The 26,445-nt window shown below is 33.7% G+C and carries 27 protein-coding genes; 15 read left to right on the top strand and 12 right to left on the bottom strand.

All coding sequences use genetic code 11. From position 1 onward, the window contains the following. Positions 1-51 precede the first annotated feature (51 nt). From BSF41_RS14470 to BSF41_RS14450, 5 genes are all read left to right on the top strand, one after another. Positions 52-429 carry a hypothetical protein gene (locus BSF41_RS14470; RefSeq protein ID WP_095930215.1) on the top strand — a complete coding sequence of 126 codons (378 nt, stop codon included), beginning with the start codon at positions 52-54 and terminating at the stop codon, positions 427-429. After that, complete coding sequence (locus tag BSF41_RS14465; protein WP_095930214.1) at positions 426-851, top strand: hypothetical protein; 426 nt, start codon at positions 426-428, stop codon at positions 849-851. The genes BSF41_RS14470 and BSF41_RS14465 overlap by 4 nt, the downstream gene beginning before the upstream one ends. A 3-nt stretch (positions 852-854) precedes the next feature. Next, positions 855-1,760 carry an oxygen-dependent coproporphyrinogen oxidase gene (gene hemF / locus BSF41_RS14460; protein ID WP_095930213.1) on the top strand — a complete coding sequence of 302 codons (906 nt, stop codon included), beginning with the start codon at positions 855-857 and terminating at the stop codon, positions 1,758-1,760. Positions 1,761-1,898: 138 nt separating this feature from the next. After that, the gene (locus tag BSF41_RS14455; RefSeq protein ID WP_095930212.1) at positions 1,899-2,834 is read left to right on the top strand and encodes a DUF4421 family protein; all 936 of its coding nucleotides are present in this window, start codon (positions 1,899-1,901) and stop codon (positions 2,832-2,834) included. A 90-nt stretch (positions 2,835-2,924) separates the two neighbouring features. Continuing rightward, positions 2,925-3,812 (top strand): fructose bisphosphate aldolase, encoded by an 888-nt coding sequence (locus BSF41_RS14450; RefSeq protein WP_095930319.1) that lies wholly within the window; start codon positions 2,925-2,927, stop codon positions 3,810-3,812. 45 nt (positions 3,813-3,857) lie between these two features. Here BSF41_RS14450 and BSF41_RS14445 read toward each other — a convergent pair whose 3' ends face one another. The 4 genes from BSF41_RS14445 to BSF41_RS14430 all read right to left on the bottom strand — a co-directional run bounded on the left by BSF41_RS14445 (position 3,858) and on the right by BSF41_RS14430 (position 7,493). After that, the gene (locus BSF41_RS14445) at positions 3,858-5,690 is read right to left on the bottom strand and encodes a hypothetical protein (RefSeq protein ID WP_095930211.1); all 1,833 of its coding nucleotides are present in this window, start codon (positions 5,688-5,690) and stop codon (positions 3,858-3,860) included. A 4-nt stretch (positions 5,691-5,694) separates the two neighbouring features. Beyond that, positions 5,695-6,327, bottom strand: a complete 633-nt coding sequence (locus tag BSF41_RS14440; protein ID WP_095930210.1) for a hypothetical protein — start codon at positions 6,325-6,327, stop codon at positions 5,695-5,697. A gap of 69 nt (positions 6,328-6,396) precedes the next feature. Next, positions 6,397-6,738, bottom strand: a complete 342-nt coding sequence (locus BSF41_RS14435) for a hypothetical protein (RefSeq protein ID WP_095930209.1) — start codon at positions 6,736-6,738, stop codon at positions 6,397-6,399. A gap of 149 nt (positions 6,739-6,887) precedes the next feature. Next, positions 6,888-7,493 (bottom strand): hypothetical protein, encoded by a 606-nt coding sequence (locus BSF41_RS14430; RefSeq protein WP_095930208.1) that lies wholly within the window; start codon positions 7,491-7,493, stop codon positions 6,888-6,890. A 270-nt stretch (positions 7,494-7,763) separates the two neighbouring features. Here BSF41_RS14430 and hemB point away from each other — a divergent pair, with 270 nt between their 5' ends. Next, a complete protein-coding gene (gene hemB, locus BSF41_RS14425) occupies positions 7,764-8,759 on the top strand; it encodes a porphobilinogen synthase (protein ID WP_095930207.1) in 996 nt (331 codons plus the stop codon). Between the two features lies 1 nt (position 8,760). Further along, positions 8,761-9,159, top strand: coding sequence for a c-type cytochrome (locus BSF41_RS14420; protein WP_095930206.1), 399 nt, complete (start codon positions 8,761-8,763; stop codon positions 9,157-9,159). 265 nt (positions 9,160-9,424) lie between these two features. On the opposite strand, the gene BSF41_RS14415 is transcribed toward BSF41_RS14420, so the two are convergent. Beyond that, positions 9,425-11,482: a M13 family metallopeptidase gene (locus BSF41_RS14415; RefSeq protein ID WP_095930205.1), complete on the bottom strand. Its 2,058-nt coding sequence runs from the start codon at positions 11,480-11,482 to the stop codon at positions 9,425-9,427. A 226-nt stretch (positions 11,483-11,708) separates the two neighbouring features. On the opposite strand from BSF41_RS14415, the gene BSF41_RS14410 reads away from it, so the two are divergent. From BSF41_RS14410 to BSF41_RS14395, 4 genes are all read left to right on the top strand, one after another. Further along, complete coding sequence (locus BSF41_RS14410; protein ID WP_095930204.1) at positions 11,709-12,374, top strand: SCO family protein; 666 nt, start codon at positions 11,709-11,711, stop codon at positions 12,372-12,374. Positions 12,375-12,477: 103 nt separating this feature from the next. Beyond that, entirely contained in the window at positions 12,478-12,717 is a 240-nt protein-coding gene (locus tag BSF41_RS14405) for a FeoA family protein (protein ID WP_008465698.1), read from the top strand. Beyond that, on the top strand, positions 12,717-14,816 hold the full coding sequence (gene feoB / locus BSF41_RS14400; RefSeq protein ID WP_095930203.1) for a ferrous iron transport protein B: 2,100 nt from the start codon (positions 12,717-12,719) through the stop codon (positions 14,814-14,816). The genes BSF41_RS14405 and feoB overlap by 1 nt, the downstream gene beginning before the upstream one ends. A 6-nt stretch (positions 14,817-14,822) precedes the next feature. Then, entirely contained in the window at positions 14,823-14,948 is a 126-nt protein-coding gene (locus tag BSF41_RS14395; RefSeq protein WP_095930202.1) for a FeoB-associated Cys-rich membrane protein, read from the top strand. A 649-nt stretch (positions 14,949-15,597) separates the two neighbouring features. Here the strand turns inward: BSF41_RS14395 and BSF41_RS14390 are convergent. The 3 genes from BSF41_RS14390 to BSF41_RS14380 all read right to left on the bottom strand — a co-directional run bounded on the left by BSF41_RS14390 (position 15,598) and on the right by BSF41_RS14380 (position 18,193). Then, on the bottom strand, positions 15,598-16,251 hold the full coding sequence (locus BSF41_RS14390) for an HD domain-containing protein (RefSeq protein WP_095930201.1): 654 nt from the start codon (positions 16,249-16,251) through the stop codon (positions 15,598-15,600). Positions 16,252-16,405: 154 nt separating this feature from the next. Beyond that, entirely contained in the window at positions 16,406-17,401 is a 996-nt protein-coding gene (locus BSF41_RS14385; RefSeq protein ID WP_095930200.1) for an acyl-ACP desaturase, read from the bottom strand. 45 nt (positions 17,402-17,446) lie between these two features. Further along, the gene (locus BSF41_RS14380) at positions 17,447-18,193 is read right to left on the bottom strand and encodes a 1-acyl-sn-glycerol-3-phosphate acyltransferase (RefSeq protein WP_095930199.1); all 747 of its coding nucleotides are present in this window, start codon (positions 18,191-18,193) and stop codon (positions 17,447-17,449) included. 125 nt (positions 18,194-18,318) lie between these two features. Here BSF41_RS14380 and rnpA point away from each other — a divergent pair, with 125 nt between their 5' ends. From rnpA to BSF41_RS14360, 4 genes are all read left to right on the top strand, one after another. Continuing rightward, complete coding sequence (gene rnpA / locus BSF41_RS14375; RefSeq protein WP_095930198.1) at positions 18,319-18,723, top strand: ribonuclease P protein component; 405 nt, start codon at positions 18,319-18,321, stop codon at positions 18,721-18,723. 70 nt (positions 18,724-18,793) lie between these two features. After that, positions 18,794-19,630 carry a DUF4349 domain-containing protein gene (locus tag BSF41_RS14370; protein ID WP_095930197.1) on the top strand — a complete coding sequence of 279 codons (837 nt, stop codon included), beginning with the start codon at positions 18,794-18,796 and terminating at the stop codon, positions 19,628-19,630. Between the two features lie 2 nt (positions 19,631-19,632). Beyond that, a complete protein-coding gene (locus BSF41_RS14365; protein WP_095930196.1) occupies positions 19,633-21,270 on the top strand; it encodes a S41 family peptidase in 1,638 nt (545 codons plus the stop codon). A gap of 3 nt (positions 21,271-21,273) precedes the next feature. Further along, positions 21,274-22,077: an OmpA family protein gene (locus tag BSF41_RS14360; protein ID WP_095930195.1), complete on the top strand. Its 804-nt coding sequence runs from the start codon at positions 21,274-21,276 to the stop codon at positions 22,075-22,077. Between the two features lie 90 nt (positions 22,078-22,167). Here the strand turns inward: BSF41_RS14360 and BSF41_RS14355 are convergent, their stop codons facing one another. The 4 genes from BSF41_RS14355 to BSF41_RS14340 form a co-directional block, all read right to left on the bottom strand. After that, positions 22,168-22,614 carry a GNAT family N-acetyltransferase gene (locus BSF41_RS14355; protein ID WP_095930194.1) on the bottom strand — a complete coding sequence of 149 codons (447 nt, stop codon included), beginning with the start codon at positions 22,612-22,614 and terminating at the stop codon, positions 22,168-22,170. Positions 22,615-22,773: 159 nt separating this feature from the next. Further along, positions 22,774-23,415, bottom strand: coding sequence for a DUF1579 domain-containing protein (locus BSF41_RS14350; RefSeq protein WP_095930193.1), 642 nt, complete (start codon positions 23,413-23,415; stop codon positions 22,774-22,776). Between the two features lie 131 nt (positions 23,416-23,546). Continuing rightward, the gene (locus BSF41_RS14345; protein WP_095930192.1) at positions 23,547-24,515 is read right to left on the bottom strand and encodes a DUF4837 family protein; all 969 of its coding nucleotides are present in this window, start codon (positions 24,513-24,515) and stop codon (positions 23,547-23,549) included. A gap of 46 nt (positions 24,516-24,561) precedes the next feature. Continuing rightward, positions 24,562-26,379 carry a LysM peptidoglycan-binding domain-containing protein gene (locus tag BSF41_RS14340; RefSeq protein ID WP_095930191.1) on the bottom strand — a complete coding sequence of 606 codons (1,818 nt, stop codon included), beginning with the start codon at positions 26,377-26,379 and terminating at the stop codon, positions 24,562-24,564. Positions 26,380-26,445 lie beyond the last annotated feature (66 nt).

Raw genomic sequence — 26,445 nt, 5'->3', positions numbered from 1 at the left:
GCAGTTTTCAGATTTTACTGCGACTTAAAACTGCGACTTAAAACTAGAAAAATGCTAAACAAAGGTTTAAGAGACGAAGAAAAAATCAGAATTGACAATGTTCTAAAGACATTGCGAACACTCATTTCTGTGCCTTATCCTTTGAGTCATTTACAAAAATCAGATATCGAAAATCATTTAAAAGAGTTTGGACTAAATATCCAAACATTAATCGATTACTCCAACGAAGAATTAATTACCTTATTAGCCCGTCTTCATTTTGACTGGGAACAATTAGAACAATTTGGTGATATTTTAATAGAATTCTCAAAAGAAGAAAACCATAATTTTACAGCTAAAGCTTTGGCAGTTTATCAATATATTCAGCAGGAAAGCAAGGTTTTTTCTTTTGGGATAAACAATAAAATCGCTTTCTTAAAATTTAAATGAGTTATCTAGAAAAAATTTTAAACGATATTGCTGATTTTAATTTTGAAAAATTGAATCCATTATATCAAGGTTTTTTTGTAATGGTGTTTTTTGCGGTATTTGCTAGTACTTGTTCTTATTTTTCAAATGAAGCCAAAATTAGTAAAGACGCATATAAAGAAATGTTTCATGAAAATTTTTCTGGGTTAATTGTGAAAAAATTTTTAGATAAACATAACCATATGTCTCAAAAATTTATTCTGAGAGATTCGACTCCAATATATGTTTATCCTGTTCTTTGGGAAAAAGCTGAAATAGGAGATTCGATATTTAAAAAATTAAATTCAAGATTTGTAAAAATCTTTAAAAAAGATACTACAATAGTAATTGATATGAATGCTGCATTCAAGTATCATGATACTATACCAGAAAATGAAAATTAGGACATGAAAGACAAATTTTACGCATACATACAAAATTTACAAGACCAGATCTGTGCTGGATTAGAAGCTGTTGACGGAACTACAAAATTCCGTGAAGACTTATGGAAACGTCCTGAAGGCGGAGGCGGGAGAACGCGCGTTATAGAAAACGGAGATGTTTTTGAAAAAGGCGGTGTAAACATTTCTGCTGTTCATGGAAAACTTCCTGAAACCATGCAAAAAATGTTTGGCGTTGGCGAAGCCGATTTCTTTGCCTGCGGATTAAGTTTAGTTATTCACCCGAAAAACCCGATGGTTCCTACCGTGCACGCCAATTGGCGATATTTCGAAATGTATGACGAAAACGGAAATGTAATCGAACAATGGTTTGGTGGCGGACAGGATTTAACGCCTTATTATTTGTTTGAAGAAGATGCAATTCACTTTCATCAAACATGCAAAACTGCTTGTGACAAACACAATCCAGAGTTTTATTCAAAATATAAAAAACAGTGCGATTCGTATTTCTGGAATGCACACCGAAATGAAGCCCGCGGACTTGGCGGTTTGTTCTTTGATTATTGCAAAGCAAGTGAAGCAATGTCAATGGAAAACTGGTACGATTTTGTAACCGAAGTTGGAAATAGTTTTCTTGAAGCTTATGTACCAATTGTAGAAAGAAGAAAGAATTTAGAATATACTCCAGAAAACAGAAACTGGCAGGAAATCCGTCGCGGTCGTTATGTGGAGTTTAATCTAGTACACGATAAAGGAACTTTATTCGGATTAAAAACCAACGGAAGAATTGAAAGTATTTTAATGAGTTTGCCTCCGCATGTTCAATGGGTTTACGATCATCATCCAGAAGCGGGAAGCGAAGAGGAGAAATTGATAAATATATTGCAGAACCCGATTGAGTGGATTTCTTAATCTAAAAATTTATTTAACACATAGAAACATAGATTTAAAGACCTATCTTAGGGCTAATTTTTAGAAAATTATATTTTTTCACATAGTCTGATTGTTCGGAATGAAACTTCTTTTAAAATTATCTAAAACTATGTTTCTATGCGTTTGAAACTGATTTATATCACATTTTTTATCAGCTTTTTTGGATGTTTTGCCCAAAACGATTCCCTGCACAATTCGTATTTTAAATCTTATAACGATAAAATCACAGCCAGCGTTTATTATTTGGACACTTCCAATAGTTTTCAAATTGCTTCAGGTCAGGATTCGCAAACGTATGTGAATCTAATTCCAAATCGAAGAGAACAGATCGGTTTTACCTTAAATTATAAGATCGTTGATATCACGATTGGTTTTGCACCCAAATTTCTAAGTCAGAATAAGGGCGATTCTCATTCCAAAAACTTTAATTTCAACACCCGTTTTTACTATAAAAAATGGATGCAGTCTTTTACTTTTATCAACCAAAAAGGATTTTACATTAGCGATGACAATATCATTGCACAGCTGCCAAACATGCGAACAACAAAAATTGGCGGATCGACAGCTTACATTTTTAATGATAAATTCTCTTTTAAAACATTGGTAAGCCAGAACGAATGGCAAACCAAAAGTTCCGGAAGTTTTATTCCGACTTTCTCTTTTTATTACACCAATTTAGATTTAAATACTCCTGATTCTTCTCCTGGCGATATTTATGTTATAACGCTTGCGCCCTCTTATTTTTACAATTTCGTAATCAGTGATCGCGTTTTAATTGGTGCAGGACTTGCTTTGGGTGGTGGGTTAAATGTTATTGATAAAGAAACCTCAGCTTTATACCAAGCCGATTTTAATTTAAAACTGGCTTATAACAAAGACCGTTTTTTTGGTTTTGCAAGTCTTAACACGATAGGTTTTGCACAAGATGATAAGGTAGACCCAAGATTGAACGATAATATTTCTACTCTAAAACTGTCTGTTGGTTACCGATTTGATCCTCCAAAAAAAGTAAAAGAAGTCTACGACAATGTCAATAAAAAAATAGGTTTGTAAGAAATCTTAACCCGAAATAAGCATACAGCCCAATTAAAATGCTTAAATTACAGAGATTTATAAAAACTAAAATTCATTGTTATGAAGGGTATAAACAGCGAACAGTTAAATCTCATGCATTCTGGAAAAGGTTTTATTGCAGCATTAGATCAAAGTGGCGGCAGTACACCGAAGGCATTATCGCAATATGGCGTTGAAGAAAGTCAATACACAAATGATGAAGAAATGTACACTCTTGTACATGAAATGAGAACCAGAATTATCAAAAGTCCCGTTTTTGACAGCCACTATATTCTTGGTGCTATTTTGTTTGAAAACACAATGGATCGAAAAATTGACGGACAGTGGACAGCAGATTATCTTTGGGAGAAAAAACATATTATTCCGTTTCTAAAAGTAGACAAAGGTCTTGCCGATCTTGCCAATGGTGTTCAGTTAATGAAACCGATTTCTAATTTAAACGAATTGCTTGATCGCGCTGTAGAGCGAAAGATTTTTGGAACCAAAATGCGTTCTGTTATAAAAGAAGCAAATCCAAAAGGAATTCAGGAAGTGGTGAAACAGCAATTTGAAGTTGGTCTGCAGATATTTAAGAAAGGACTTGTTCCGATAATTGAACCTGAAGTTGATATTTACAGTCCTGATAAAGAAAAATCAGAGCAGATTTTGAAAGATGAAATTCAAAAACAGCTAAATTCTTTAGACCAAGACGTGAAAGTTATGCTGAAACTTTCTATCCCGACTATAAATAATTTTTACAGCGATTTAATGACTGATCCTCATGTGGTTCGTGTTGTAGCGCTTTCTGGCGGATATTCTCGAGAAGATGCCAATCAGAAACTAGCAGAAAATCATGGACTGATTGCGAGTTTTTCAAGAGCTTTATCAGAAGGGCTTAGCGCTGGGCAATCTGAAGCCGAATTTAATTCGCAACTAGGAAATTCAATTAAAGAGATTTACGAAGCTTCAATTCAATAAAATCATAAAAAAATCCCTGAAGAGTTTCAGGGATTTTTTTTTCAATTATTTAGAAGTCATTTCTGCGGCCATGTCTAAAGTCTGTAAAATGATATTTTTATCAGACTTGAAAGAATTCAGTTTAAAAACAAATTTCAATTTATTATCAATTAACTTTTTAGGCGATTCTATAGCAATATCCGAAAACTGAGAAGAAATTTTAGTCATTCGATCCAATTCAGAGTCTTTTGCGTTTTTACCAAATGTTTTAACTGTTTGCGCAATATTCAGTTTTCCAGAAATATAGTTTTTGCTCAAATCTTTCTTGGTGTCTTTTGTAAAAGATCCGTTTCCTGCGCCAAAATACTCTTTTGTATTGGCAACAATTACTACGTCTTTATCTTTCAGAATAAATATATTATCATATTCCTGAGTTCCAGCAATCGTGTAGAAATTTCCATTCTGAACTAATATTTTTTTGCGAACACCCAATTGCAACAATTTATCTCCAAATGTTGGATGCGTAGAAGTAAAAATTACAGAAAAAAGCGGAATATCTTTTTTCACTTTTTCTTCTGTTATTGTTTCTTCATAATTCTCGTCATAACCGTATTTTTTGCTCAATACCTCAACTTCTTTCACATCATATAAAAACGCGCTTAAATCGCCATCAAAAAGCTTTGCTGTAGCTTCTTCATCTACAATGGTCGAAATTAAATCTGTAATAAGTGTAATATCTTCTTTGGCGAATTTCGGATTTTGAAATAATTCTGTCATTAATGAAGGAAAGTTTTCTAACGCCGCTTTTGTATTGGCATGATACGAAATATAACCCAAAGGCTTCTGAGCAGGGAAATAATTAAAGATATTTTTATTGATTTTTCTATTGCTGATTTTACTAACAACATTGGCAATCTCTGGAGAATATTCTACCTCTTCTTCGATTCGGGCATTATCATTATCAAAATAAAAATCCAAATTGATGCCCTTTATAAAATTCCCAAAATTATTCTGCATTGGCAAATATTTATCGTAACCGCCAAATAACGAAAGCGGATAATTATACATGGAATACAAACTAGACATCATTCCGCCATAATTTACCCAAGAAGAAATATCGGCAGCAACATTTATTCTTGGAGAAATCGGCGCTGTAAATCCGTTTTCGAATAATGCTTTTATGATTTCTCGCTGTTTTTCAGCTAATTTTTTATCAAATTCTGCTTGTTCAACAGTGTATTCTTCATACGGATTTCCATCATACAGATAATCATTCTCTGCTGGTTCTTCCAATATTATTGAGTCGGTACTTCTTTCTGCAGGTACCGGAATCGCTGGCGGATAAACTGGCGCTTCAATTACAGTAGTCTCTTCATAAGGCTCAGATATTGAAACAGAATCTGTTGCTACAGAAGTTTCTGCAACATCATAAAATTTAGAAGGAAGTCGTTTTGTCAATTCAATAACAACCAAATAATTGTCGTTCCAGACAAACGATCTTTTTACTCCATTTGGTGTATAAACTTCGTATTTTCCAAAATCTTCAATTGAACTGTTTGTTCCGTTTGCTCCCTGCTTTTCGATTAAATATTTTCTAACCGCTTCTTTGCTTTTTACCGGAATCGTAACTTGGTAAAACGGAACAGAATCTAAGAAGTTCCCGTGAATGGTAATTTTTTCATTCAATTTAATAATAGCAGCATATTTACGAAGATCAAAATCAGGTTTTTTACTGATGTATTTGGTTAAAATTGGATGATTTAAAACCTCATCGATGCTAACTTTTTTAGAAAGCTGACTTCCGTTAAACTGTACAAAATAATCGTATTTTTCTGGAACGGTCTGTCCAAAAGAGAAATACGTGGCGAATAGAAAAATGAGTGTGTAAAAATGCTTCATAAAATCAAGGCGTTAATTGGATGGTATTATTCATTAATGTCGATTTTTTAAAAACGCTGTACATACTTTGTTTTAAAAAAACCGTCTTTTTGTTTTTGGAAATTTTGCTGTTTGCATTGTCTGCAGACAGAATATCTTTATCGAAAGTATAAATAGAAATAATGCTGGCTTCTTCGAGATCTTTCTTTTTCTTTGGGTCGTTTACCACTTTTTCTGGAACGGGATATGACGCAATTCTTTCAAAAGTTTTGCCGCTTCCGCTAAAGTGAATCTGATCGCGCTGATTATTGATTGTATTTACAACGGCGTTCAGTGCTTTTAGATTGGCGTAGTTGAGTTTGATAATGAAAACGTAATTCTGAAAATCTGTTTTGGTGCTAACGTTGGAAATTCCGTTAATCTTTAAAGCCTTATCTTTAAAATCATTGAGTTTTGCTGTAATTTCCTGTTCATTCGGAATTTTTACGCCATCGACTTCTTCGAGCCAAATAGCCGATTTGGTTTTAAACCAAGATTTAGAAAAGTCCACAATTAGAGTATATTCACCACTTTGGTCATCGTGATGTTTGATTCTTTCTGTTATCTCAAAACAACTCGTTAAGAGCAAACAGCAAAATAAAGCGAGAATTTTCTTCATTAGACAAATTTAGATGGAATATTCTGAAAAACCATGATATGTCTAAATTCTTAGTTCGCTAGCGCGGATTTAAATTGAATTAATAAAATTTTCTCTTATCGATTTTAAACCTATAATTCTTTCGCTTATAAAAGCTTTATAACTTTCTTGCGTAAATTCTTTTGGCCAAACATGTTGGCAAAAAAAGTCATTTGATATACTATCAATTATTCTTTGAATAACTTTCAAGCAATAATAAATAATTAATTTTGGATAATACGAATCATCTGAATAATCTTCTATCACATTACTAATTAATCTTTTCATTTTTAAAAAAGATTCTTCACTCCATTCAGCATGAATTCTAATGTAATATTCCAACTCATCATCAGAATCGTTATAATCTATAAATTCTTTTAAACTTTCTTTCATTTCATTTCTATTTTACTTTCATCGTGATGGTTCGCAACTTCGCTACCGCGGATTTACAATCAGTGCACGCAACAGTGAGATTCAACCTAATGCCTCAAAACAAAAAATCAATCTTTGCGGGCACGGATTGCAAATCCGCGCTATCGAGTTTAAACAATATCTCCAACTTCTAAAAAAACAACATTTGTATATCTTTTCTTCTCACAAAATTCTTTTACTTTCTCTGTACATAAAAGAAATCCTGTGTTGAGCGGTTTAAAAAAATCATATCCATTTACATCATTTTTATTAAAGAAAAAGCCTTTTCCCTCTTCTCTTGGAATAATTATATCTCCTCTTAATTCTGAAATACCATAAATTTCTTCGATATGTTTTTCTCCGCTTTCATCTTCTTCAAATTCTACTGTGCTTAGAGGCAACAATTTAATTTCTATTGAAGTGTAGATAAACTTTAAATTAGGATTTTCTTTTGGAAGATGTTTAAGTCTAGTTAAATTTCCAGTCTTTTCTTTTTCTGTTTTTTTAACATCGAATTTAAAACTAGACAATCCTATAAATTCTTTTTCAAGTTCATCTGCAATTGATTCTAAACAAGTTTTAGATCTGTTTGAAGCTATAAAATCCTTTATTTCATTTCCTGTTACTCCCCAATCTTCCCACCAAACATCAATCTCTTTTGTAAATTCTTGATCTGGAGAAACAAGAAGTTGCGCATAATTGTGATTTCGTGGAATTTGTAAACTATAAACTTTCATGGCAATGTTAAAAATAAGATTTTTCCTAATTTTACAAATCTACTTCAAATAAAAACATCAAACCAAATTTTTAGATAATATTAACTCATTCTACAACAAGCTAAACGCCTTATTTTGTTCCTTTTTCTTTAACTTTGCGCCACTCATTAAAAATTGAGATAAACTTCAAAAAAAATAAAAACAACTGCAGTTTTAGAAATAGATTCTCAGTCTGAGTTTCAGAGAAATCAACTAAAAATCTAAAATCTAAAATCTAAAATCTAAAATTATATGTTCCCATTACAAAGAGGCAGAAGATTAAGAGTAAATGAATCCATTCGTTCTTTAGTTCGTGAAACCAGTTTAAGTCCATCGGATTTTATGTTTCCAATGTTTATTGCTGAAGGCGAAAATGTAAAAGTCGAAATTCCGTCAATGCCGGGAATCTTCAGAAGATCTATAGATTTAACAGTTGAAGAAGTAAAAGAACTTTTTGATTTAGGAATTCGCGCCGTAAATATTTATGTAAAAGTTAGTGAAAACCTAAAAGACAATACTGGAAAAGAAGCTTGGAATTCTAACGGATTAATGCAGCATGCTATTCGTGCTATAAAAGCAGCTTGTCCAGAAATGATCGTTATGCCAGATGTGGCTTTAGACCCTTATTCTATTTATGGTCATGACGGAATTATAAAAAATGGCGATGTAGAAAACGACAGCACAGTTGATGCTTTAGTAAAAATGGCCGTTTCTCACGCAGAAGCTGGTGCCGATTTTGTTGCGCCAAGCGATATGATGGACGGACGTGTTTTACGTCTGCGCGAAGGTTTAGATGCTGCCGGATTTCAGAATGTTGGCATCATGAGTTATTCTGCTAAATATGCTTCAGCTTTTTACGGGCCTTTTAGAGATGCTTTAGATTCGGCTCCAAAAGAAGCTGATGTCGTGGTTCCAAAAGATAAAAAAACATACCAAATGGATTATGCAAACCGTATAGAGGCGATTAAAGAAGCGCTGTCTGACGTTGAAGAAGGTGCTGATATGGTTATGGTAAAACCAGGAATTGCTTATTTGGATATTGTTCGCGAAATAAAAAATACGGTACATGTTCCTGTAACTGTTTATCAAGTTTCTGGTGAATATGCCATGATTAAAGCGGCATCTGAAAGAGGCTGGCTAGATCATGACAAGATTATGATGGAACAATTAATGTGCATTAAACGTTCGGGTGCTAATCTTATTTCTACTTATTTTGCTAAAGAAGCAGCAATACTTTTAAATAAATAAGATGAAAAAGGTTTTATTCTTAGCTGCTGTTTTAGCCTTTGCTTCTTGTAAAAAAGAAAATGCTGAATCAACAAATACAGTAACAGAATCGGTTTCTGAAGGCGAATCGGCGAAAGCCAAAACCCCAGAAGACCTAGGAAAACAACTTTTTGAAAGCAGCGGAAATTGTTTTGCCTGTCATCAGCCTGATCAAAAAGTGATTGGCCCAAGCATTAAAGAAATTGCCAAAATTTATAAAGACAAAAACGGCAATATCGTTACTTTCTTAAAAGGAAATGCAGAACCAATTGTTGACCCAAGTCAGTTTGAGGTTATGAAAACCAATTTTGCTATTACTCAGGCCATGTCTGATGATGAATTAAAGGCAATTGAAGCATATATCTACAGTCATTTAAAATAATCACAGACCAGATTATGTTCCGTAGGAACATTTCATCGGTAGAAAAATTATGTTATTAGCCATTTACGTTCCGTAGGAACGTTTAATGTGCTAGATGATTAAAATTTATATCAAAATCAAACGTTCCTACGGAACGTAAAAAATGGTGCGCCAATATTTTTTTCTACCAATCAAATGTTCCTACGGAACATCGTTTGATTATCTCAAAATAGTAAAGGGCGGTTCCGAAATTCGGAACCGCCCTTTTTTGAATTATTAAAATTGATTACCAGATTTTAACTCGTTTTTCTGGTTCAACATACATTTTATCACCTTTCTTGATATCGAAAGCTTTGTAAAAAGCATCAACATTCTGAATTGGAACATAAGCTCTGTACATTCCTGGAGAGTGCGGATCTGTTTTCACTTGATTTTTAATCGCTTCGTCTCTAGTTTTTGTTCTCCAAACCGTAGCCCAAGAAATAAAGAAACGCTGCTCCGGTGTAAATCCGTCGATTAAACCTGGGTTTCCATGAGCTTTCAAATACAATTGCAAACCATCATAAGCAGCATTGATTCCGCCTAAGTCACCAATGTTCTCACCTAAAGTAAAATTACCATCAACGTGAATTCCTGGCAACGGCTCAAGAGCGCTGTACTGATTTGCCAAATCTGTTCCAAGAGCAGTAAATTGTTTCAAATCATCTTCTGTCCACCAGTCAACTAAATTACCTTCTGCGTTGTAACGCGCACCAGAATCATCAAATCCGTGAGAAATCTCGTGACCAATTACAGCACCAATTCCACCATAATTAACTGCTTCGTCAGCTTGATAATTGTAGAAAGGTGGCTGTAGGATTGCAGCTGGGAATACAATTTCGTTATAAGATGGATTGTAGTAAGCATTTACCGTTTGAGGCGACATGTGCCATTCTGTTTTATCAACTGGTTTAGACAATTTATCGACGCTTTTCTTAAATCTCCATAACGCTAAGTTTTTAGAATTCTCAAAATAGCTTCCTCCTTCTGCAATACTTTTAATTTCCAAAGCCGAATAGTCTTTCCATTTATCAGGATATCCAACTTTAATCGTTATTTTATTCAGCTTTTCGATTGCTTTTGCCTTAGTATCTTTAGACATCCAAGTTAAATTGTTAATACGGTTTTGGTAAGCCGTGATAACATTATGAATCATATCAATCGCTTTAGTTTTAGCCTCAGCTGGAAAAACCTTCTCTACATAAAGTTTTCCAAGAGCTTCACCAACATTTCCATTAACAACATTCAGTGCTCTTTCTTCAGACGGAAGCTGTTTAATTGCACCTCTTAATGTTTTGCTGTAAAAATCGAAATTAGCATTATCAATTGCTGTTGTCAGTTTACCTGCAGCACTGTTAATCAAATCCCATTTTAGGTATTCTTTCCATTGTGCTACTTTATTTTCTTTGAAAACAGTTTCTAAAGCAGTCATATATTTAGGCTCAGAAACAATTACATTCTGTAAATTAGTAATTCCTAAACCAGCAAAATATTCGTTCCATTTAATAGCAGGAGTCAATTTTTGAAGTTCAGCAACTGTCATTGGGTTGTATTGCAAACGACTGTCTCTTCTTTCTACTCTGTTTAATCTTGGTTTTGACAATTCTGTTTCAAGAGCTAAAACCTCAGCAGCACTTTGTTTTGCTTTTTCTGGAGATTCTCCAATAAACTGAAGCATTCTCGCAACATGCAATTCATATTTTACACGTTTTTCTTTTGAATCTTTATCTTCAGAAGTGTAGTAATCTTTATCAGGAAGTCCTAATTGGTTTGGTCCTAAATTTACAGAGTTTTTAGAACTGTCTTTATCATCAGCTCCAATGTAAATTCCGAAAAATCCAGCATTTCCTTCTTTTTCCATTTCAACCAAATATTTCTGAACATCGGCAATGTTTTTAATTGCATCAATTTTTTTCAGATATGGTTTTAATGGTTCGATTCCTTTTTTATTTCTTCCAATAGAATCTAAGTAAGTATTATACAGATTCACCGCTTTTCCTTGATCTGTATTTGATTTGTACTTTGGATTCTTTGCAGCCTCCTGCAAAACTGCCATAACATCTTTGTCAGTTTTCTTAATCAGTTCATTAAAACTTCCCCATGTCGTACGATCACTCGGGATTTCTGTTTTTTCTAGCCAAGTACCGTTTACATATTTGAAAAAATCCTGACTTGGGCTAATATTCGTATTCATGTACGAAACATTAATACCTGGTTCCTTTGGAGCATTTTGAGCTTGGGCTGCGGTAATTGCAAACATTGCAGATATCACACCAAACACAGGTTTAGCAAATTGTTTTTTCATAAAAAATTATAGTTTAAGGGAAAATACAAACATATTGTTATTATTTCAAAAATTATGTTAAAATTCTAACTGTACAATCAAAAAGACGGATAAATTTCACAAATAGAACTTAAACATTGAGGTATATGTCTACAGATACTGATAAAAGTTACAAAAGGCTGTTAAAAAAATAATCCAGTAAAGTTTTTAGAATCTGCTTTTTGTATTTTTGCGCCAAATTATTTTTATGAAATCGCTTTTATATAAATACCGCAAATTCTTCATTGTTCTAATAGTATTTTCGGTTGTTACGATATCCTTGTTTTACTCGGCTTTAAAACCTAAAAAAACGCTTCCGATTTACAATCCAGCCGATGTAAATCCTGAATTGGTAGATAGTACAGTTCAATATAAAAGCAAATACCACACTATTGCCGATTTTTCTTTTATCAATCAAAATGGTGATACCATTACCCAGAAAAATTACGAAGGGAAAATTTATGTTGCCGATTTCTTCTTTACCACTTGCGGATCGATCTGCCCAAAAATGTCAACCAATCTTGTTGAGGTTCAAAAAGCAGTTTTAAACAATCCTAAAGTAATGTTGCTTTCTCATACGGTTTTTCCTGAAGTTGACAGTGTTTCGGTTTTAAAAGCTTATGCCATTAAATATGGTGTTGTGGACAGCAAATGGAACTTGGTTACTGGAGATAAAAAAGAAATCTACACTATGGCCAGAAAATCGTATTTGGCTGTGAAATTGGGTAGACCAGATCAGCTTTATGATATGGTTCATACAGAAAATTTTGTTTTGGTCGATCAAAAGCGCCGCGTTAGAGGTTTTTATGACGGAACAAATAAAGAAGATGTAAAACGTCTTTTAGAAGACATCGAATTCCTTTCTCAAGAGTAAAAACCCTTATTTTTAGAAACATTTAGCATTTGTGGAAGTGTTAAATGCCTTGAAATAAAGAATAATTGCCTACTTTTGCAATCTAAATTCAATCTAAATAAGCTTGCAAAATACAATACACACTCTGAAAAAAGGCGAAAAAGCCATTATCAAAGATTTTGATATCGATCTTATTCCACTTAAATTATTAGAAATGGGTTGTCTGCCTGGTAGCTTAGTTGAATTGCTACAGGTTGCTCCTTTTGGCGATCCTTTATATTTAGATATTAACGGTTCTCATGTTGCCATTCGTATTGAAACAGCTCGTGAAATTGAAGTTGAACTTATCAAAACCAATTTGTAATGAGTGTTCAGAATATAAATGTTGCCCTTATCGGAAATCCCAATACCGGAAAAACCTCTGTCTTCAATCAATTAACAGGTCTGAACCAACAAGTTGGAAATTATCCTGGAATCACGGTTGAGAAGAAAATAGGATTTTGCAAATTACCTAATAACGTAAAAGCCAATATTCTAGATTTACCTGGAACGTACAGTTTGAATGCGAGTTCGATGGACGAAAGTGTTGTAATCGAGCTTTTGCTAAACAAAAACGATAAACTATATCCAGATGTAGCGGTTGTTGTAACAGATGTTGAAAATCTGAAACGAAATCTACTCATCTACACCCAAATAAAAGATCTAGAAATTCCGACGATTTTGGTTATCAATATGTCTGATCGTATGGAGCGTAAAGGAATTTCTTTGGATATTCCGTATTTAGAAGAGAAACTAAAAACAAAAATTGCATTAGTAAGTTCTCGCAAAGGTTTAGGAATTGAAGAATTAAAAGAACTGATTGTTTCTTATAAAACACTTCCGCACGAACCGTGTTTGAATGCTTCTGTAATTGATCCTGAATATTTTGAAAAATTACAAAAAGCATTTCCAAACCAATTGATGTATAAATTGTGGTTGGTCATTACGCAAGATGTCAATTTCTTGAATTTAGATCGAAATGAAATCCGAAGCACTTTTACCAAATCACATTCAGAATTAAAGCGTTTACAGCAGAAAGAAACCATCAAAAGATATCAATTTATCAATGATGTTTTAAAAGAAGGTTTAAAGATTGATGCTTCGACCGCGAAAGATATCCGAGCAAAATTGGATCGCGTTTTAACGCACAAAGTTTGGGGTTACTTTATTTTCTTTGCCATTTTATTCTTGATTTTCCAATCAATTTTCAGCTGGTCAACTATTCCAATGGATTTCATTGATAGCACTTTTGCTTCTTTAAGCAGCTGGGTTGCAGAAGAACTGCCAAGCGGTATTTTAACCGATTTACTTTCGCAGGGAATTATTCCAGGAATTGGTGGAGTTATTATTTTCATTCCGCAGATTGCTTTCTTGTTTTTATTCATTTCGATTTTAGAAGAAAGCGGTTATATGAGCCGTGTTGTATTCTTAATGGATAAAATCATGCGCAAGTTTGGACTTTCGGGAAAAAGCGTTGTGCCTTTAATTTCTGGAACTGCCTGTGCCATTCCCGCGATTATGGCGACTCGAAATATCGAAAACTGGAAAGAACGCCTTATTACGATCTTAGTAACGCCATTCACCACTTGTTCGGCAAGGTTACCTGTTTATGCCATTATTATTTCACTTGTAATTCCGAGCAAACGCCTTTTTGGAGTTTTAAATCTTCAGGGATTAACGCTTATGGCGCTTTATGTTTTAGGATTTTTTACAGCTATTTTATCGGCCTATATCTTGAATAAAGTATTAAAGTTAGATTCTAAAACGTATTTCGTTGTGGAAATGCCAAGTTATAAAATGCCTCTTTTAAAGAATGTTGGAATCAACGTTGTAGAAAAAACAAAAGCTTTTGTTGTTGGAGCAGGTAAAATTATCTTGGCGATCTCTGTTATTCTTTGGTTTTTGGCCTCATACGGACCTGGAAAAGAATTCAACGAAGCCGAAACTATCGTAAAAGAAAGATTTGCCAATACAGCTTTGGATGAAACTCAGTTTGAAAATGAAGTTAATTCTCAAAAATTAGAGAATTCTTATATCGGATTAATGGGAAGAGCAATCGAACCAGCAATTAAGCCTTTGGGTTACGATTGGAAAATCGGAATTGCTTTAATCAGTTCTTTTGCTGCCCGCGAAGTTTTCGTAGGAACGCTGGCAACCATCTACAGTGTTGGCGATACTGATAACGAATCGACTATAAAAAGCAAAATGCAGGCAGAAGTTTGGCCAGATACCGGAAAAAAAATATTTGATTTTGCTACCGGAATTTCTTTATTGCTATTTTATGCTTTTGCTATGCAATGCGCCAGTACATTGGCGATTACCAAAAAAGAAACCAATTCATGGAAATGGCCTGCAATGCAACTGTTTTTAATGAGTGGTCTCGCTTATTTTACCGCATTAATTGCGTATCAACTTTTAAAATAAAAAGTTATGTTTCAGGAAATAATAGCCTTTGCCATATTAGGAATTGCCGTTGCTTTTTTGATTAAAAAGTTCTTCTTTAAATCCAAAAAGAAAAAAGACTGCGGTAGCGGAACCGATTGTGGATGTTCTTAAAAAGGTACAAAGTAAAAAAAAGCTGTTCATTTGAATGGCTTTTTTTATGAGTTAAAAATGTCTTATTCTGTTGTTTTAAAAACCTATAATAGCTTATTAGTATATTTTCTACAACTATTTTTGTCTTCTAAATTTATTAAAAAATGACACCAGAAGACAGAATGGAAGTAATACGAGACAACAGAGTTGCTCGATTACTGTGGTTTGCAATAGGTTTTTTCTGTGCAACAATAATCACTTATTTGATAATGAAACATCATCATTAGTTTTTTCTCAATTTTATCTAATTAAGAATATAGAATAAAGAATATAGACTGTAACTCTGACTGAGACTGAGAACTGAGATTAAAAAATGTCTTATTATAATGGTTTAAAAGCTTTTCAAGGCACCATCATACCTTAAGTCAAATTATTTTTGAATTATTAAAAATACATTTAAAATGACAAGGTTTGAAAAAAGGGAAATGATTCGAAATATCAACATAACTAGGATACTATGGTTTTCAATTGGTTTTTTATGTGCTTTTGTAATAATGTGCTTTTTAAAATCCCGATTATAATCCTTTAAAGCTTCTGATATACATTATCTCAAAATAAAAAAAAACTCTAGATTAGAGCCTTTTTTATGTTTATAATCTGAATGTAATTTCTATTTCAACCCTTCCCATTCGGCATAAAACTGAGCTAGAAAAGTTTCCATAAAACGATGTCTTTCTGTCGCAATTTCTTTTCCTTTTTCGGTATTCATTTTGTCCTTAAGCAGTAAAAGCTTTTCGTAGAAATGATTAATGGTTGGAGCGCTATTCTTTTTATACTCCTCTTTTGTCATATTGGTTATCGGCTCAATTTCTGGATTATATAAAGCTCTGTTCTTAAATCCTCCATAGTTAAATGCTCTTGCAACACCAATTGCACCAATTGCGTCAAGACGATCAGCATCTTGAACGATATCCAATTCGACAGAAGAGAACTTTCTTTCGAAATTTCCGCCTTTATAAGAGATATTTTCAATGATATTGACAACATGGGCAATAGTGTTCTCAGATACATTTTCTTTCTCTAAAAACGCTCTTGCTGTTTTTGGCCCGATTGTTTCGTCTCCGTTGTGAAATTTACTATCGGCAATATCATGCAATAAAGCACCCAATTGTACAACTGTAAGATTGCACTCTGTTTCTTTGGCTATCAAAAGAGCATTTTTGTAAACGCGTTCTATATGAAACCAATCGTGTCCGCCTTCGGCATCGTTTAGTTTTTCTTTAACAAAAGCAATGGTTTTAATAATCAGTTGTGAATCGCTCATACAGAAGTTTTTACGGTTTATAAAAAATGTTGATTGTCAAAGATTTTGAATCTCCAACAACCAACAAATATATTTTAAAGCAACAATGTTGCGTCTTTTTGAAATTCCAATTTTTTAAACTCCAAATTCCAATCTAAAATCTAAAATTTAAAATTTAAAGTCTCGCTGGTTCAACCCATTTGAAAATATGTGATTCTTGTGGAATAACGATTCTTTCAGAGATTTTGGCCATACGACCTGGCAATTTCATTAAGTAATCACGAGCTTTTTCTGCTTCATCAGTCAAATTAGAAATCTTATCAATTTCCCATTTATTGATTAATTTCTGCATGATTTCAACATAATCGTTTGCTGTATAAACTCCAATACGCTGTGCTGAATCTGAGAATTGTTCGAAAGCTGTACTAATTTTTTGGCCAGATTCTCTCAAGAAGTGAGCCGGCATAACGATTTTCTGCTTCATCATGTATTGAAACGCCAACATCATTTCGCTTGGATCAACTTGAAAAATTCTAGTAACAAATTCGCTATAGGCGTGGTGGTGACGCATTTCATCACCTGCAATCATTTTACACATTTTAGACAACTTGTTATCACCAAATTTCTTAGCTATCTGAGCTACTCTATTGTGCGAAACATAAGTTGCTAATTCCTGAAAACTAGTGTATACAAAGTTTTTGTATGGGTCAGTTCCAGTTCCAATATCAAAACCGTCGTTGATCAAATGCTGTGTTGTCATTTCGATTTCACGCATGTTTACACGACCAGACAAATACAAGTATTTATTTAAAAGATCTCCATGACGGTTTTCTTCTCCAGTCCATTGTTTTACCCACTTAGCCCAACCGTTTCCTTGATTTCCTTCTTGCTGATCTATTCCTTCAACATCCATCAACCATGACTCGTATGTAGGCAAAGCTTCTTCTGTGATGGTATCACCAACAAGCGTAACCCAGAAATCATACGGAAGTTCTTTAGCAATCTCGCGTAATTCTTTTACCTCTTCAAAAAAGTTTTCTCCTTGAGAATCTGGTAAGAAATCCGACGGCTGCCAAATTTTTTCCACTGGAATTAAATACTGTTCAACGAAGCTATCCACGTTTTTCTCCAAAAACTGCATTACTTCTAATCTAATGTTTTTTATAGACATTACTTATTATAGATTTGAGTTGTACGTTCTAGCTCGGACTAAAACTTAAACTTGTTTATATTCATTTATTCCTTCTTTAACTGCTTTTTCAGTAATCTCCATCAGCTCTTCAAACTTGTAATCTTTAACAGCCATAGCTTTATGAGCTGTAAACTTCAGATGATTTCCTAAACCAACAGGAAAAAAACCAAATTTTACCATTTTCCAAGAATTATTGATACTTACAGGTACAACGTATGCAGATGGTGCATATTTGCATAAAATTTTTAAACCGCTTTGCGCAAATTCTTTTGGTACTCCCGTTTTACTTCTTGTCCCTTCTGGAAAAATAACGGCAGATCTTGTGTTTTTTTCGATATATTCAGACAAGCTTTTAATAACGGGTATCGCTTGTTTAGGGTCTTTACGGTCAATTAAGACAGATCCTCCGTATTTCAAATTATAAGAAACACTCGGAATTCCGCTGCCTAACTCCTTCTTACTTACAAATTTACAATGAAAACGTCTAAAATACCAAATCATTGCCACGATATCGTACATACTTTGGTGATTTGCCACAAAAATAATTGGCACACCCTTCGGAACCGTGTCTACTCCTTCGATTGTATATCTTGTTCCAACAAGATTGGTACATTTTAAAAGGCAGAAATTTAAATAATCAACACTTTTTTTGTGAGCCTGGTAACCAAAAACATTTAAACAAATCCACTGAATTGGATGAAAAACAGCCAAACATAAACCAAATAATAAATAGTAAATTACCGATATTGGATAAGATATAATTTTTTCCATGCTTCAAAAATTAATGCGCAAAAGTAGTAAATATATTTTTAGACTTATTAAAATTGAAAACAATAACTGTTTTTATGGTTTAATTGTACCTTTGCAGTAGAATTTGCAAATTTTTTCTGAATTAAATGAACTTTACTTACCCTAAAAACGAGCGTTTAAAAAGCAAAACGACAATTGGTTTACTGTTTTCTGAAGGAAAATCGGTGTCCAAATATCCGCTTCGTTTAGTTTACCGTCAAACGGAAGCAAATTCAGAAGAACAAACCAAGATTGGCGTTTCGGTTTCTAAGAAATATTTCAAGAAAGCCGTTGATCGAAATTACTTTAAAAGAGTTCTGAGAGAAACCTATCGTTTGAACAAACATTTACTTTTAGATAACTTGGATCAGCCTTATTCGATTATGCTTTTTTATCAGACAAAAGACCGTTTATCTTACGAAGAAATCAACACCAAAATGATTCAATTGTTTGAGAAATTTGCAGCTCAAATCAACAAACCTCAAGATTCTGATACGAAAACAGAAGCGTAAATTTCAAAACGTAAGATTATTATTCAAGTTAGACAAAAAAATCGTAGTTTTAGCTCTAAATTGAAATTTTATGCGACATATTTTCTTTTTATGTTTTTTGTTTTTGATTCTTTCCGGTTGCAGTAAATCTGAAGCTGAGAGTAATGATGTTGCAGTAAGCGCCGTTATGGTTCCGCCACCGCCACCTGCTGGAGCAAGTGAGTCTAATAGAAAAGATCAAGATTTAAATGAATCTTCAACAACTAAGATTCCGCAGAAAATAATCAAACAGGGATCGCTTCGATTTGAAACAGATAATTTAGAAAACACTTACAATCAAATTCAAAAAGCGGTTTCAGACAACAAGGCAAGAATCATAAACGATTCTGAAGGGAAAGATTACAACAGTGTTTACAGAAGCCTTACAGTAAAAGTACCAAGCCAGAATTTTGATCGTTTTATAAATAATGTTTCAAAAGGAGTTTCTTATTTTGAAGTTAAAAATATATCTGCAGAAGATGTAACAGAACAATTTATTGATTTAACTTCTAGATTAAATACGAAGAAAAAACTAGAAGAACGCTATCTACAAATCTTACAGAAAGCGACTAAAGTCAGCGAGATTTTAGAAATTGAAAAACAGATTTCAGCAATCCGCGAAGAAATAGAATCAAAAGAAGGTCAACTGAAATACTTAGAAAGTCGTGTCTCTGAAAGCACAATTACAATAGAATTTTACAAAACAATTGCCGAAAAAGAAGGCGTTAAAATATCATACGGTTCAAAACTTTGGACTGCTGTTAAATCTGGATTTTTCAGTTTATCCGATTTTTTAATTTCACTTATCAGCATTTGGCCGTTTATTATCATATTTTGTGTATTAGCCTATTTTATTAGAAAAAGATTAAAAAGAAGAAAAAAAGAATAATCATGTATCCGTATTTCAAAAAGAAATTTATTATACCAGTCGCTGCGGCGGGAATGTTGTTTGTTGGAACCAGTTTTAGAGAAGATTTTTTTGAAATTGCCAAACAGATCGAAATTTTTACGACTTTGTTTAAAGCCGTAAACACCAATTATGTAGACGAAACAAATCCTGGCGATTTGATGGATAAAGCAATCAAAAGCATGTTGGGAAGTCTAGACCCGTACACGGTTTATTTTAACGAACAGGATGTTGTAAACTTCAAAATCAATAATACTGGAGAATATACTGGAATTGGCGCTTTGATCTCTAGAAAAAAAGACCGCTTAATTGTGCGTGAACCTTATAAAAACTATCCTGCTGACAAAGCCGGATTAAAAGCGGGTGACGAAATTATCCAAATCGGTGATGTTTTAATTGCTGATTTTAAAGATGATGCTTCACAATTATTAAAAGGAACAAAAAATACTAAAATCAACATTAAATATCTTCGTCAGGGAAAACCAAGTACTACGGTTTTAGTTTTGGATGAAGTTGATATTAAATCGGTTCCTTTTTACGGAAAAATTGATGATAAAACAGGTTATATTGTTTTAGCGCATTTTAGCAGAAAAGCTTCTGCAGAAGTTAAAGACGCTCTTGAAAAACTAAAAGCTGACGGTGCGAAACAAATTGTTTTGGATTTAAGAGGAAATCCTGGAGGTTTGTTAAACGAAGCCATTGATATCTGTAATTTGTTTGTTCCGAAGAATGAGGTAATTGTTACGACTAAATCTAGAATTGAAAAACACAACAACACATATAAAACACAGAAAGAACCTGTTGATACTGAAATTCCGCTAGCAATTTTAGTGAACGGAAGAAGTGCTTCGGCTTCTGAAATTGTTTCGGGTGCATTGCAAGATTTGGATCGCGCTGTTGTTTTAGGGAGCAGAAGTTTCGGAAAAGGTTTGGTACAGCGTTCTGTTGATCTTACTTATGGAACTCAATTAAAGGTAACTATTTCAAGATATTATACTCCTTCTGGAAGATGTATTCAAGCTTTGGATTACACGCATAAAGACAAAAATGGCGTGGCTCAGAAAACTGATGCTAAAAATTTTAATGCTTTTAAAACCAGAAAAGGAAGAACGGTTTATGATGGCGGAGGGGTTTTGCCAGATATCGAATTGGAAGAAACCAAAACAAGTGCCATTGCAACTGCTTTAATTAAAAACGATGGTGTTTTTGATTATGCAACAACGTATTATTACAAAAATCCAAATTTAGGAGACAAGATTCCGACTTTGACTGATGCAGATTATACTGCTTTCAAACAATATCTGAAAGCTAACAAAATCACTTTTGATACAGAAACCGAAGTGGCTTTGAAAAATACTTTAGCTGCCGCTAAAAAAGAAAAAATTGACGAGACCATTACTGCCGAATATCAGCAATTGCTGAATGCTTTAGAAAAAAGCGAAACTACTTTACTGGACAAAAACCAAAAAGAAATTAAAAACATGATTTTGGAAGAACTGATCAAAAGATATCAGTATCAGGAAGGTTTATATCAGTATTATCTAAAAAACAATTCAGAAATTAAAAGAGCAGTTAGCGTATTAAATAACCAGACAGAATATAAGACGATTTTAAAAATGTAGTGAATGAAGATAACTCTAGCCCTGATTCTTTTTTCATTTTATACAGTAAACGCACAACAAAAACCTGTTGAAACAATTTATTTTGAGTTTGACAAATATGATTTGACAGAAAAACAAATCAGTGTGGTTTCTAACTTTATAAAAAACATAGACACTTCTAAAGTTGAGTCTATACAGATTTATGGCTATTGTGATGATCGTGGAAACGATGAGTATAACTTTAGATTGTCTAATAATCGGGCCAATACGATTCAGGATCTGTTGATCAGAAAAGGGTTCAATCAAAGTAAAATTGTAATTCTGGAAGGAAAAGGACGTGTTGTCGTAAAAGCAGATACGATAGAAAATCTGTACGAAACACGTCTCCGAAATCGGCGGGTTGACTTAATTGTGGTTAAAAAGAATAGTTTCGGAAAAGGAATTCACACTTCTTTTAAAGACAAATTAAAAGTAGGCGATAAAGTTTGTCTGGAATCTATTTTATTTGAAATTGGAAGTGCCAAACTAACTCCTAATTCTAAAAAAGAACTGGATAAAATTGCGGTAACGCTTCAAGATCATCGAAACTTAAATTTTGAAATACGCGGACACGTTTGCTGTACACCCGAAATCTACAGCGACGGAATTGATAGAGATACTAAAGAAAGGAGACTTTCTTGGAATCGCGCCAAAACTGTTTTTCATTATCTAATGTCCAAAAAAGTATCCAAAAGCCGCATGACCTATATGGGATGCGGCAATAGATATCCTTTAGGCCGAGGCGATAATTACGATCGGCGGGTGGAGTTTGTGATTACTAAAATTTAGTTTTTCTAAGATTCTAAGATACTGAGGTGCTAAGATTCTAAGTTTTTTTTACTTATGCTAAAAATCCTTGCAGATTTACTTCATTTTTAATCATTCTCGAATCATCTCGATATGCGGAATATCATCTTCCAAATACATTTCGCTTGTTTGAACAAAACCGTGGCTTTCGTAGAATTTCTTCAAATACAATTGTGCTCCTATAGTAATTTTATCTTTTCCAAAATTGGATTGAATTTGGGCTATGGCTTCTTGCATTAATTCGTGTCCCCATTTTCTGTCTCTGTAATTTTGATCTACAACGACTCTTCCGATCGAAGCGTTATCGAAACTAATCCCCGCATCAAATAAGCGCGAATAGGCCACTATTTTGCCTTCAAATTCACCCAAAAGGTGCAATGCTTTCTTGTCTTTGCCATCAAGGTCCAAATAAACGCAATTTTGCTCGACTACAAAGATTTCACTTCGCAATCTGAGCAAATCATATAACTCATGAACAGTTAATGCCTCAAAAGGCTTTATTTTCCAATTTAATTCCATTCTTCTTTGTTTTTGCCACAAAGGCGCGAAGGCGCTAAGTTATATATTTTTTTAGCTGTGCTAAAGTTTCTTATAGAAATCGCAAAGACACAAAGTTATATTTCCTAGAATAAATCTTTGTGTCTTTGCGCCTTTGTTTCTTTGTAACTGACTAGAAAATCACTTTTTCGTCATTACGATTTCCATGCTTTTATATTCAGTTCCGTTTTTTGTATCGTACATTTCCATTTTTCTGGTTTTAGCATCTACGATGGTGTAAACTTCTCTGTACTTTGTATTTTTTGCTGTTACGGGATCGGCCATTTCTCCGTCGTAATCTATACTCTTAGTACTTTCATTATACTTTCCTCTGCCAATCATCATTCCAGTTCCCATATTATCAATAAATGTGGAGACGTATTCTTTGCTGGCGTTATTATAGCCTACTGTTCCTTTTCCATCAAATGGCTGTCCCATCATAGTTCCTTTATAAGTTGCTTCTTGAAAGCGTCCGCCTAAGATCATTTTGATTTCGGCTACACAAGTTTCTTTTTCAGGTTTTGCATTGGCATCCGACCAAAATGTCATATCACAATTCCATGTTCCAACTTCATCAGCCAGTATTTTATGCGGATTTCCTGGTGTTGCATATTCTTGCCAAGCTTTCATCTGCGCTGCAGAATCTAATGGTGCTTCAGCAACTGGTTCTTCCGTTTTAACAGAATCTGTCGCTGTTGTAGGTGTCGCTTCTTCTTTCACTTCTTTTTTACAAGAAATAAAGCACAAGGTTATTATTGCTAAGGTTGTGGTTAATTTTTTCATAACTAATTGTTTTTATGTTTGTTATGAATAAAAGTACGAAATTTTTTGGTTCATGTTTGAAGTTTCAGGTTTCACGTTGACAAACTGAACGAATTGAACCGCAAAGAAACTTCAAACATGAACCAAAACACCTATCGCTTGTCTATTCTGACTGTTTTAATAATGGCTTCAAGTTCTAGCATTAGATCGCGTTCTTGATGTGAGGGTGAATAAGAGAATCCTTCAATAACCAAAACACGATTAAAGGTTGGATCTATAATGGCATAATTGATAAATGGTCCAGTCATGAAATCATTTTTCAATTCCCATGTCCCTTTTGTTTCGAAGGCTTCTTTATTGTTCAACATTATTTTTGAGAAATAGGGCGCGTAAGCTTCACTGGTAATCATTTGTGTATTGGGTTCACGGCCCTGAATGTATTTACCGATTGAATCACGCATTTTGACAATAGCATTTACAACGTCTTTTTTCTTCTTGAAATTATAGAGCGGAATCTGGTAAATTAACAAACTGGTATTACCACTTATAATTTCCTTCTTAAGCCAGATGAATTTCTTTTTATGCAACATATATTCATATCCTGTCGGGATTTGAATATTGATGTGGAATTTGTTTTTTATGATAGCTTTATTCAACAGTGAAGCACTGTTGTCTTCTTGAATTTTCTGAATTTCGGCATCGTGAATAATTTTGATTATTTGCGGCGCGTTCAATTCAAGACTGCATATAATATCGTCTACCGATTTTCCGTAAATGCGAAAAGTATTGTGAGGAAGGGTTGTGCTTCGAATGATTTCAAATTTCTCTGCGTTTGTTTTTTTGACTACAATGATGCTTCGGCTGTCGGTAACAAAGCCTTCTAGCAATCTCGCAGGATATTGATTAATGGTAAAAAGCGGTTCTTCTTGGGTAAGTCCAAGAACCGGTGAGGCAAATTTATTTCTAATACTATCGCCTACTTCTCCGTACCACAACTGATCATCAATAATGACCGATATGGTATTGGTTTTTCCAGAAACTGTTTCGCTTTGTTTTTCAGTTTTGAAACAAGCAGTCAGGAAAAATGGAACTAATAGCAATAAAAAATGGGTTTTATTCATTTTTTTAATTTATGAAATAAAACCCAAATTTAATAAGATTTTTCTATTATCCGTTTATTTTAAGTTTCATTCCCGGTTTAATATCTTCATCTTTAATACCATTCCATTTTTTAATATCTGAAATTGTTACTCCAGGATATTTTTTAGAAATGCTGTATAAAGAATCTCCTTTTTTAACGTAATAATCTTCACTAACGTTTTTAGAAGGTGCTTTTTTCTTGAATGAATCAACCGAGTTTGATGCAATTGCTGTTGAAGCCGGCTCTTCTATAACTATTGCTGCTTTAGAAATAATAAGTGTTTTTCCTAAACCAATGTTATTTGAAGTTAAATCGTTAAGTTCTTTTAACTCCGCAATAGTCGTACCGAATTTCTTTGCAATGCTTCCTAAATTGTCGCCAGCCACTACAACATAGTCCATATCGACAGCTGTTTTCTCTTTATTTTCAGCAGATGCGATTGCTTCTTCTTTTTTATCTACAATTGCATTTGCTTTAATAGCAGAAGGTGAAGGCTCTTCTGGTTTAATTTTCAAACTTCTGCCAATTGCAACTGCATTTGTTTTTAAATTATTCCATTTTTTAATCTCGCCAATGCTCACATTATATTTAGAAGCGATTGCACCCAAATTATCTCCTTTTCTAACTTTATAAAATTCGAAATCTCCATTATCAATAGCAGCAGGTTTAACTGTTGCAGGTTTTGCTTTTGGAGCATATTTTACAGCTAATCTAGAAGATGTCGATCTAAATTCTGTATTGTGTTTTACGTAAGCATAAATTTGCTCTTCGTTTGATACAAAAGTTGCTATTTTATCTTTTGGAAGTCTGATAAAATGCTGTTCTCCCTGATAAAATGGAACAACTCCCATTTTGTATGACGGATTTAAAAGTTGAATCTGTGATTGTGGCATGTCTAACAAATCGGCAATCTGTTTGAAAGACATTTGATTTTTGATCGCAACGGTATCTGTTTCAAAGTTTTTAACCACAGCTCTTTCCGGATTGATTCCGTGCTCTTTGTGGTATTCAAAAAGGTACATTGTTGCTAAGAAAGCGGGTACGTAACCTTGAGTTTCTTTTGGAAGATAATTACGAATGTCCCAGTATTTTGTTTTTCCTCCAGAACGACGAATTGCTTTAGTAACATTTCCTGGACCTGAGTTGTAAGAAGCTAAAACCAGTTCCCAGTCTCCAAAAATATTGAACATTTTGGTCATGTACTCAGATGCTGCAGCCGTAGCTTTAAGAGGATCACTTCTTTCGTCGATATAAGAATCGATTTTTAAAGCGTATTGTTTTCCGGTTCCGTACATAAACTGCCAAAGTCCCGTAGCGCCCATTTTAGAAACTGCTTTAGGATTTAAAGCAGATTCTACAACGGCTAAATATTTTATTTCCAAAGGAACGTTTTGTTTTGCAAAAGCATCCTCGAACATTGGGAAATAATATTCTGATAAAGCCATTAATCGAGAAAACGATTTTTTACGGTTCTTAAGAAATGACTTTATTATATTTTCTAAACCTTGATTGTATTCTATCTCAAAAGGTGATTTCTGATTCATCGCCGCCAAACGCTGTTTTAGCAGTTCGGTTGGAAGTTCTTCATCAACAGTAACATCTTTGTTAATTGTTTGAATGTCTTTGGTCAGATCATCATAAATATCTAGACTTACTAATTCATTCATCCAAAGACTATCTACTTTTGTAGCTAAATGATCTTTTTTGAATGTGCTTTTAATAGAATCTAAATATGAAAGCTTAACCTCTGGCTTCAGTTCTACATCTGCCTTTGCCGTTTCCTGTGCACAGACAGCTAACGAAAAGAAAGCGGAAACCACTAATGATAATTTTTTTACAATCATATAACATTATTTTAAAATTCTGTAATTCAATCTATTACAAGAGTTGTATTTTTGCAAATCTAAGCC

It is taken from the genome of Flavobacterium sp. ACN2, assembly GCF_002303885.1.
Taxonomy (GTDB): Bacteria; Bacteroidota; Bacteroidia; order Flavobacteriales; family Flavobacteriaceae; genus Flavobacterium.
Note: the sequence above shows the minus strand (reverse complement) of the source record. Positions and strands in the feature narration are given on the sequence as shown.

Coding starts and splice junctions, on each gene's coding strand:
- hemB (WP_095930207.1), top strand. CDS start 7,764: ATGTTCCCATTACAAAGAGGCAGAAGATTAAGAGTAAATGAATCCATT.
- BSF41_RS14420 (WP_095930206.1), top strand. CDS start 8,761: ATGAAAAAGGTTTTATTCTTAGCTGCTGTTTTAGCCTTTGCTTCTTGT.
- BSF41_RS14415 (WP_095930205.1), bottom strand. CDS start 11,482: ATGAAAAAACAATTTGCTAAACCTGTGTTTGGTGTGATATCTGCAATG.
- BSF41_RS14355 (WP_095930194.1), bottom strand. CDS start 22,614: ATGGAATTAAATTGGAAAATAAAGCCTTTTGAGGCATTAACTGTTCAT.
- BSF41_RS14365 (WP_095930196.1), top strand. CDS start 19,633: ATGTATCCGTATTTCAAAAAGAAATTTATTATACCAGTCGCTGCGGCG.
- BSF41_RS14345 (WP_095930192.1), bottom strand. CDS start 24,515: ATGAATAAAACCCATTTTTTATTGCTATTAGTTCCATTTTTCCTGACT.
- BSF41_RS14440 (WP_095930210.1), bottom strand. CDS start 6,327: ATGAAGAAAATTCTCGCTTTATTTTGCTGTTTGCTCTTAACGAGTTGT.
- BSF41_RS14380 (WP_095930199.1), bottom strand. CDS start 18,193: ATGGAAAAAATTATATCTTATCCAATATCGGTAATTTACTATTTATTA.
- BSF41_RS14350 (WP_095930193.1), bottom strand. CDS start 23,415: ATGAAAAAATTAACCACAACCTTAGCAATAATAACCTTGTGCTTTATT.
- BSF41_RS14360 (WP_095930195.1), top strand. CDS start 21,274: ATGAAGATAACTCTAGCCCTGATTCTTTTTTCATTTTATACAGTAAAC.
- BSF41_RS14410 (WP_095930204.1), top strand. CDS start 11,709: ATGAAATCGCTTTTATATAAATACCGCAAATTCTTCATTGTTCTAATA.
- rnpA (WP_095930198.1), top strand. CDS start 18,319: ATGAACTTTACTTACCCTAAAAACGAGCGTTTAAAAAGCAAAACGACA.
- BSF41_RS14370 (WP_095930197.1), top strand. CDS start 18,794: ATGCGACATATTTTCTTTTTATGTTTTTTGTTTTTGATTCTTTCCGGT.
- BSF41_RS14390 (WP_095930201.1), bottom strand. CDS start 16,251: ATGAGCGATTCACAACTGATTATTAAAACCATTGCTTTTGTTAAAGAA.
- BSF41_RS14445 (WP_095930211.1), bottom strand. CDS start 5,690: ATGAAGCATTTTTACACACTCATTTTTCTATTCGCCACGTATTTCTCT.
- BSF41_RS14435 (WP_095930209.1), bottom strand. CDS start 6,738: ATGAAAGAAAGTTTAAAAGAATTTATAGATTATAACGATTCTGATGAT.
- hemF (WP_095930213.1), top strand. CDS start 855: ATGAAAGACAAATTTTACGCATACATACAAAATTTACAAGACCAGATC.
- BSF41_RS14395 (WP_095930202.1), top strand. CDS start 14,823: ATGTTTCAGGAAATAATAGCCTTTGCCATATTAGGAATTGCCGTTGCT.
- BSF41_RS14470 (WP_095930215.1), top strand. CDS start 52: ATGCTAAACAAAGGTTTAAGAGACGAAGAAAAAATCAGAATTGACAAT.
- BSF41_RS14455 (WP_095930212.1), top strand. CDS start 1,899: ATGCGTTTGAAACTGATTTATATCACATTTTTTATCAGCTTTTTTGGA.
- BSF41_RS14430 (WP_095930208.1), bottom strand. CDS start 7,493: ATGAAAGTTTATAGTTTACAAATTCCACGAAATCACAATTATGCGCAA.
- BSF41_RS14385 (WP_095930200.1), bottom strand. CDS start 17,401: ATGTCTATAAAAAACATTAGATTAGAAGTAATGCAGTTTTTGGAGAAA.
- feoB (WP_095930203.1), top strand. CDS start 12,717: ATGAGTGTTCAGAATATAAATGTTGCCCTTATCGGAAATCCCAATACC.
- BSF41_RS14465 (WP_095930214.1), top strand. CDS start 426: ATGAGTTATCTAGAAAAAATTTTAAACGATATTGCTGATTTTAATTTT.
- BSF41_RS14340 (WP_095930191.1), bottom strand. CDS start 26,379: ATGATTGTAAAAAAATTATCATTAGTGGTTTCCGCTTTCTTTTCGTTA.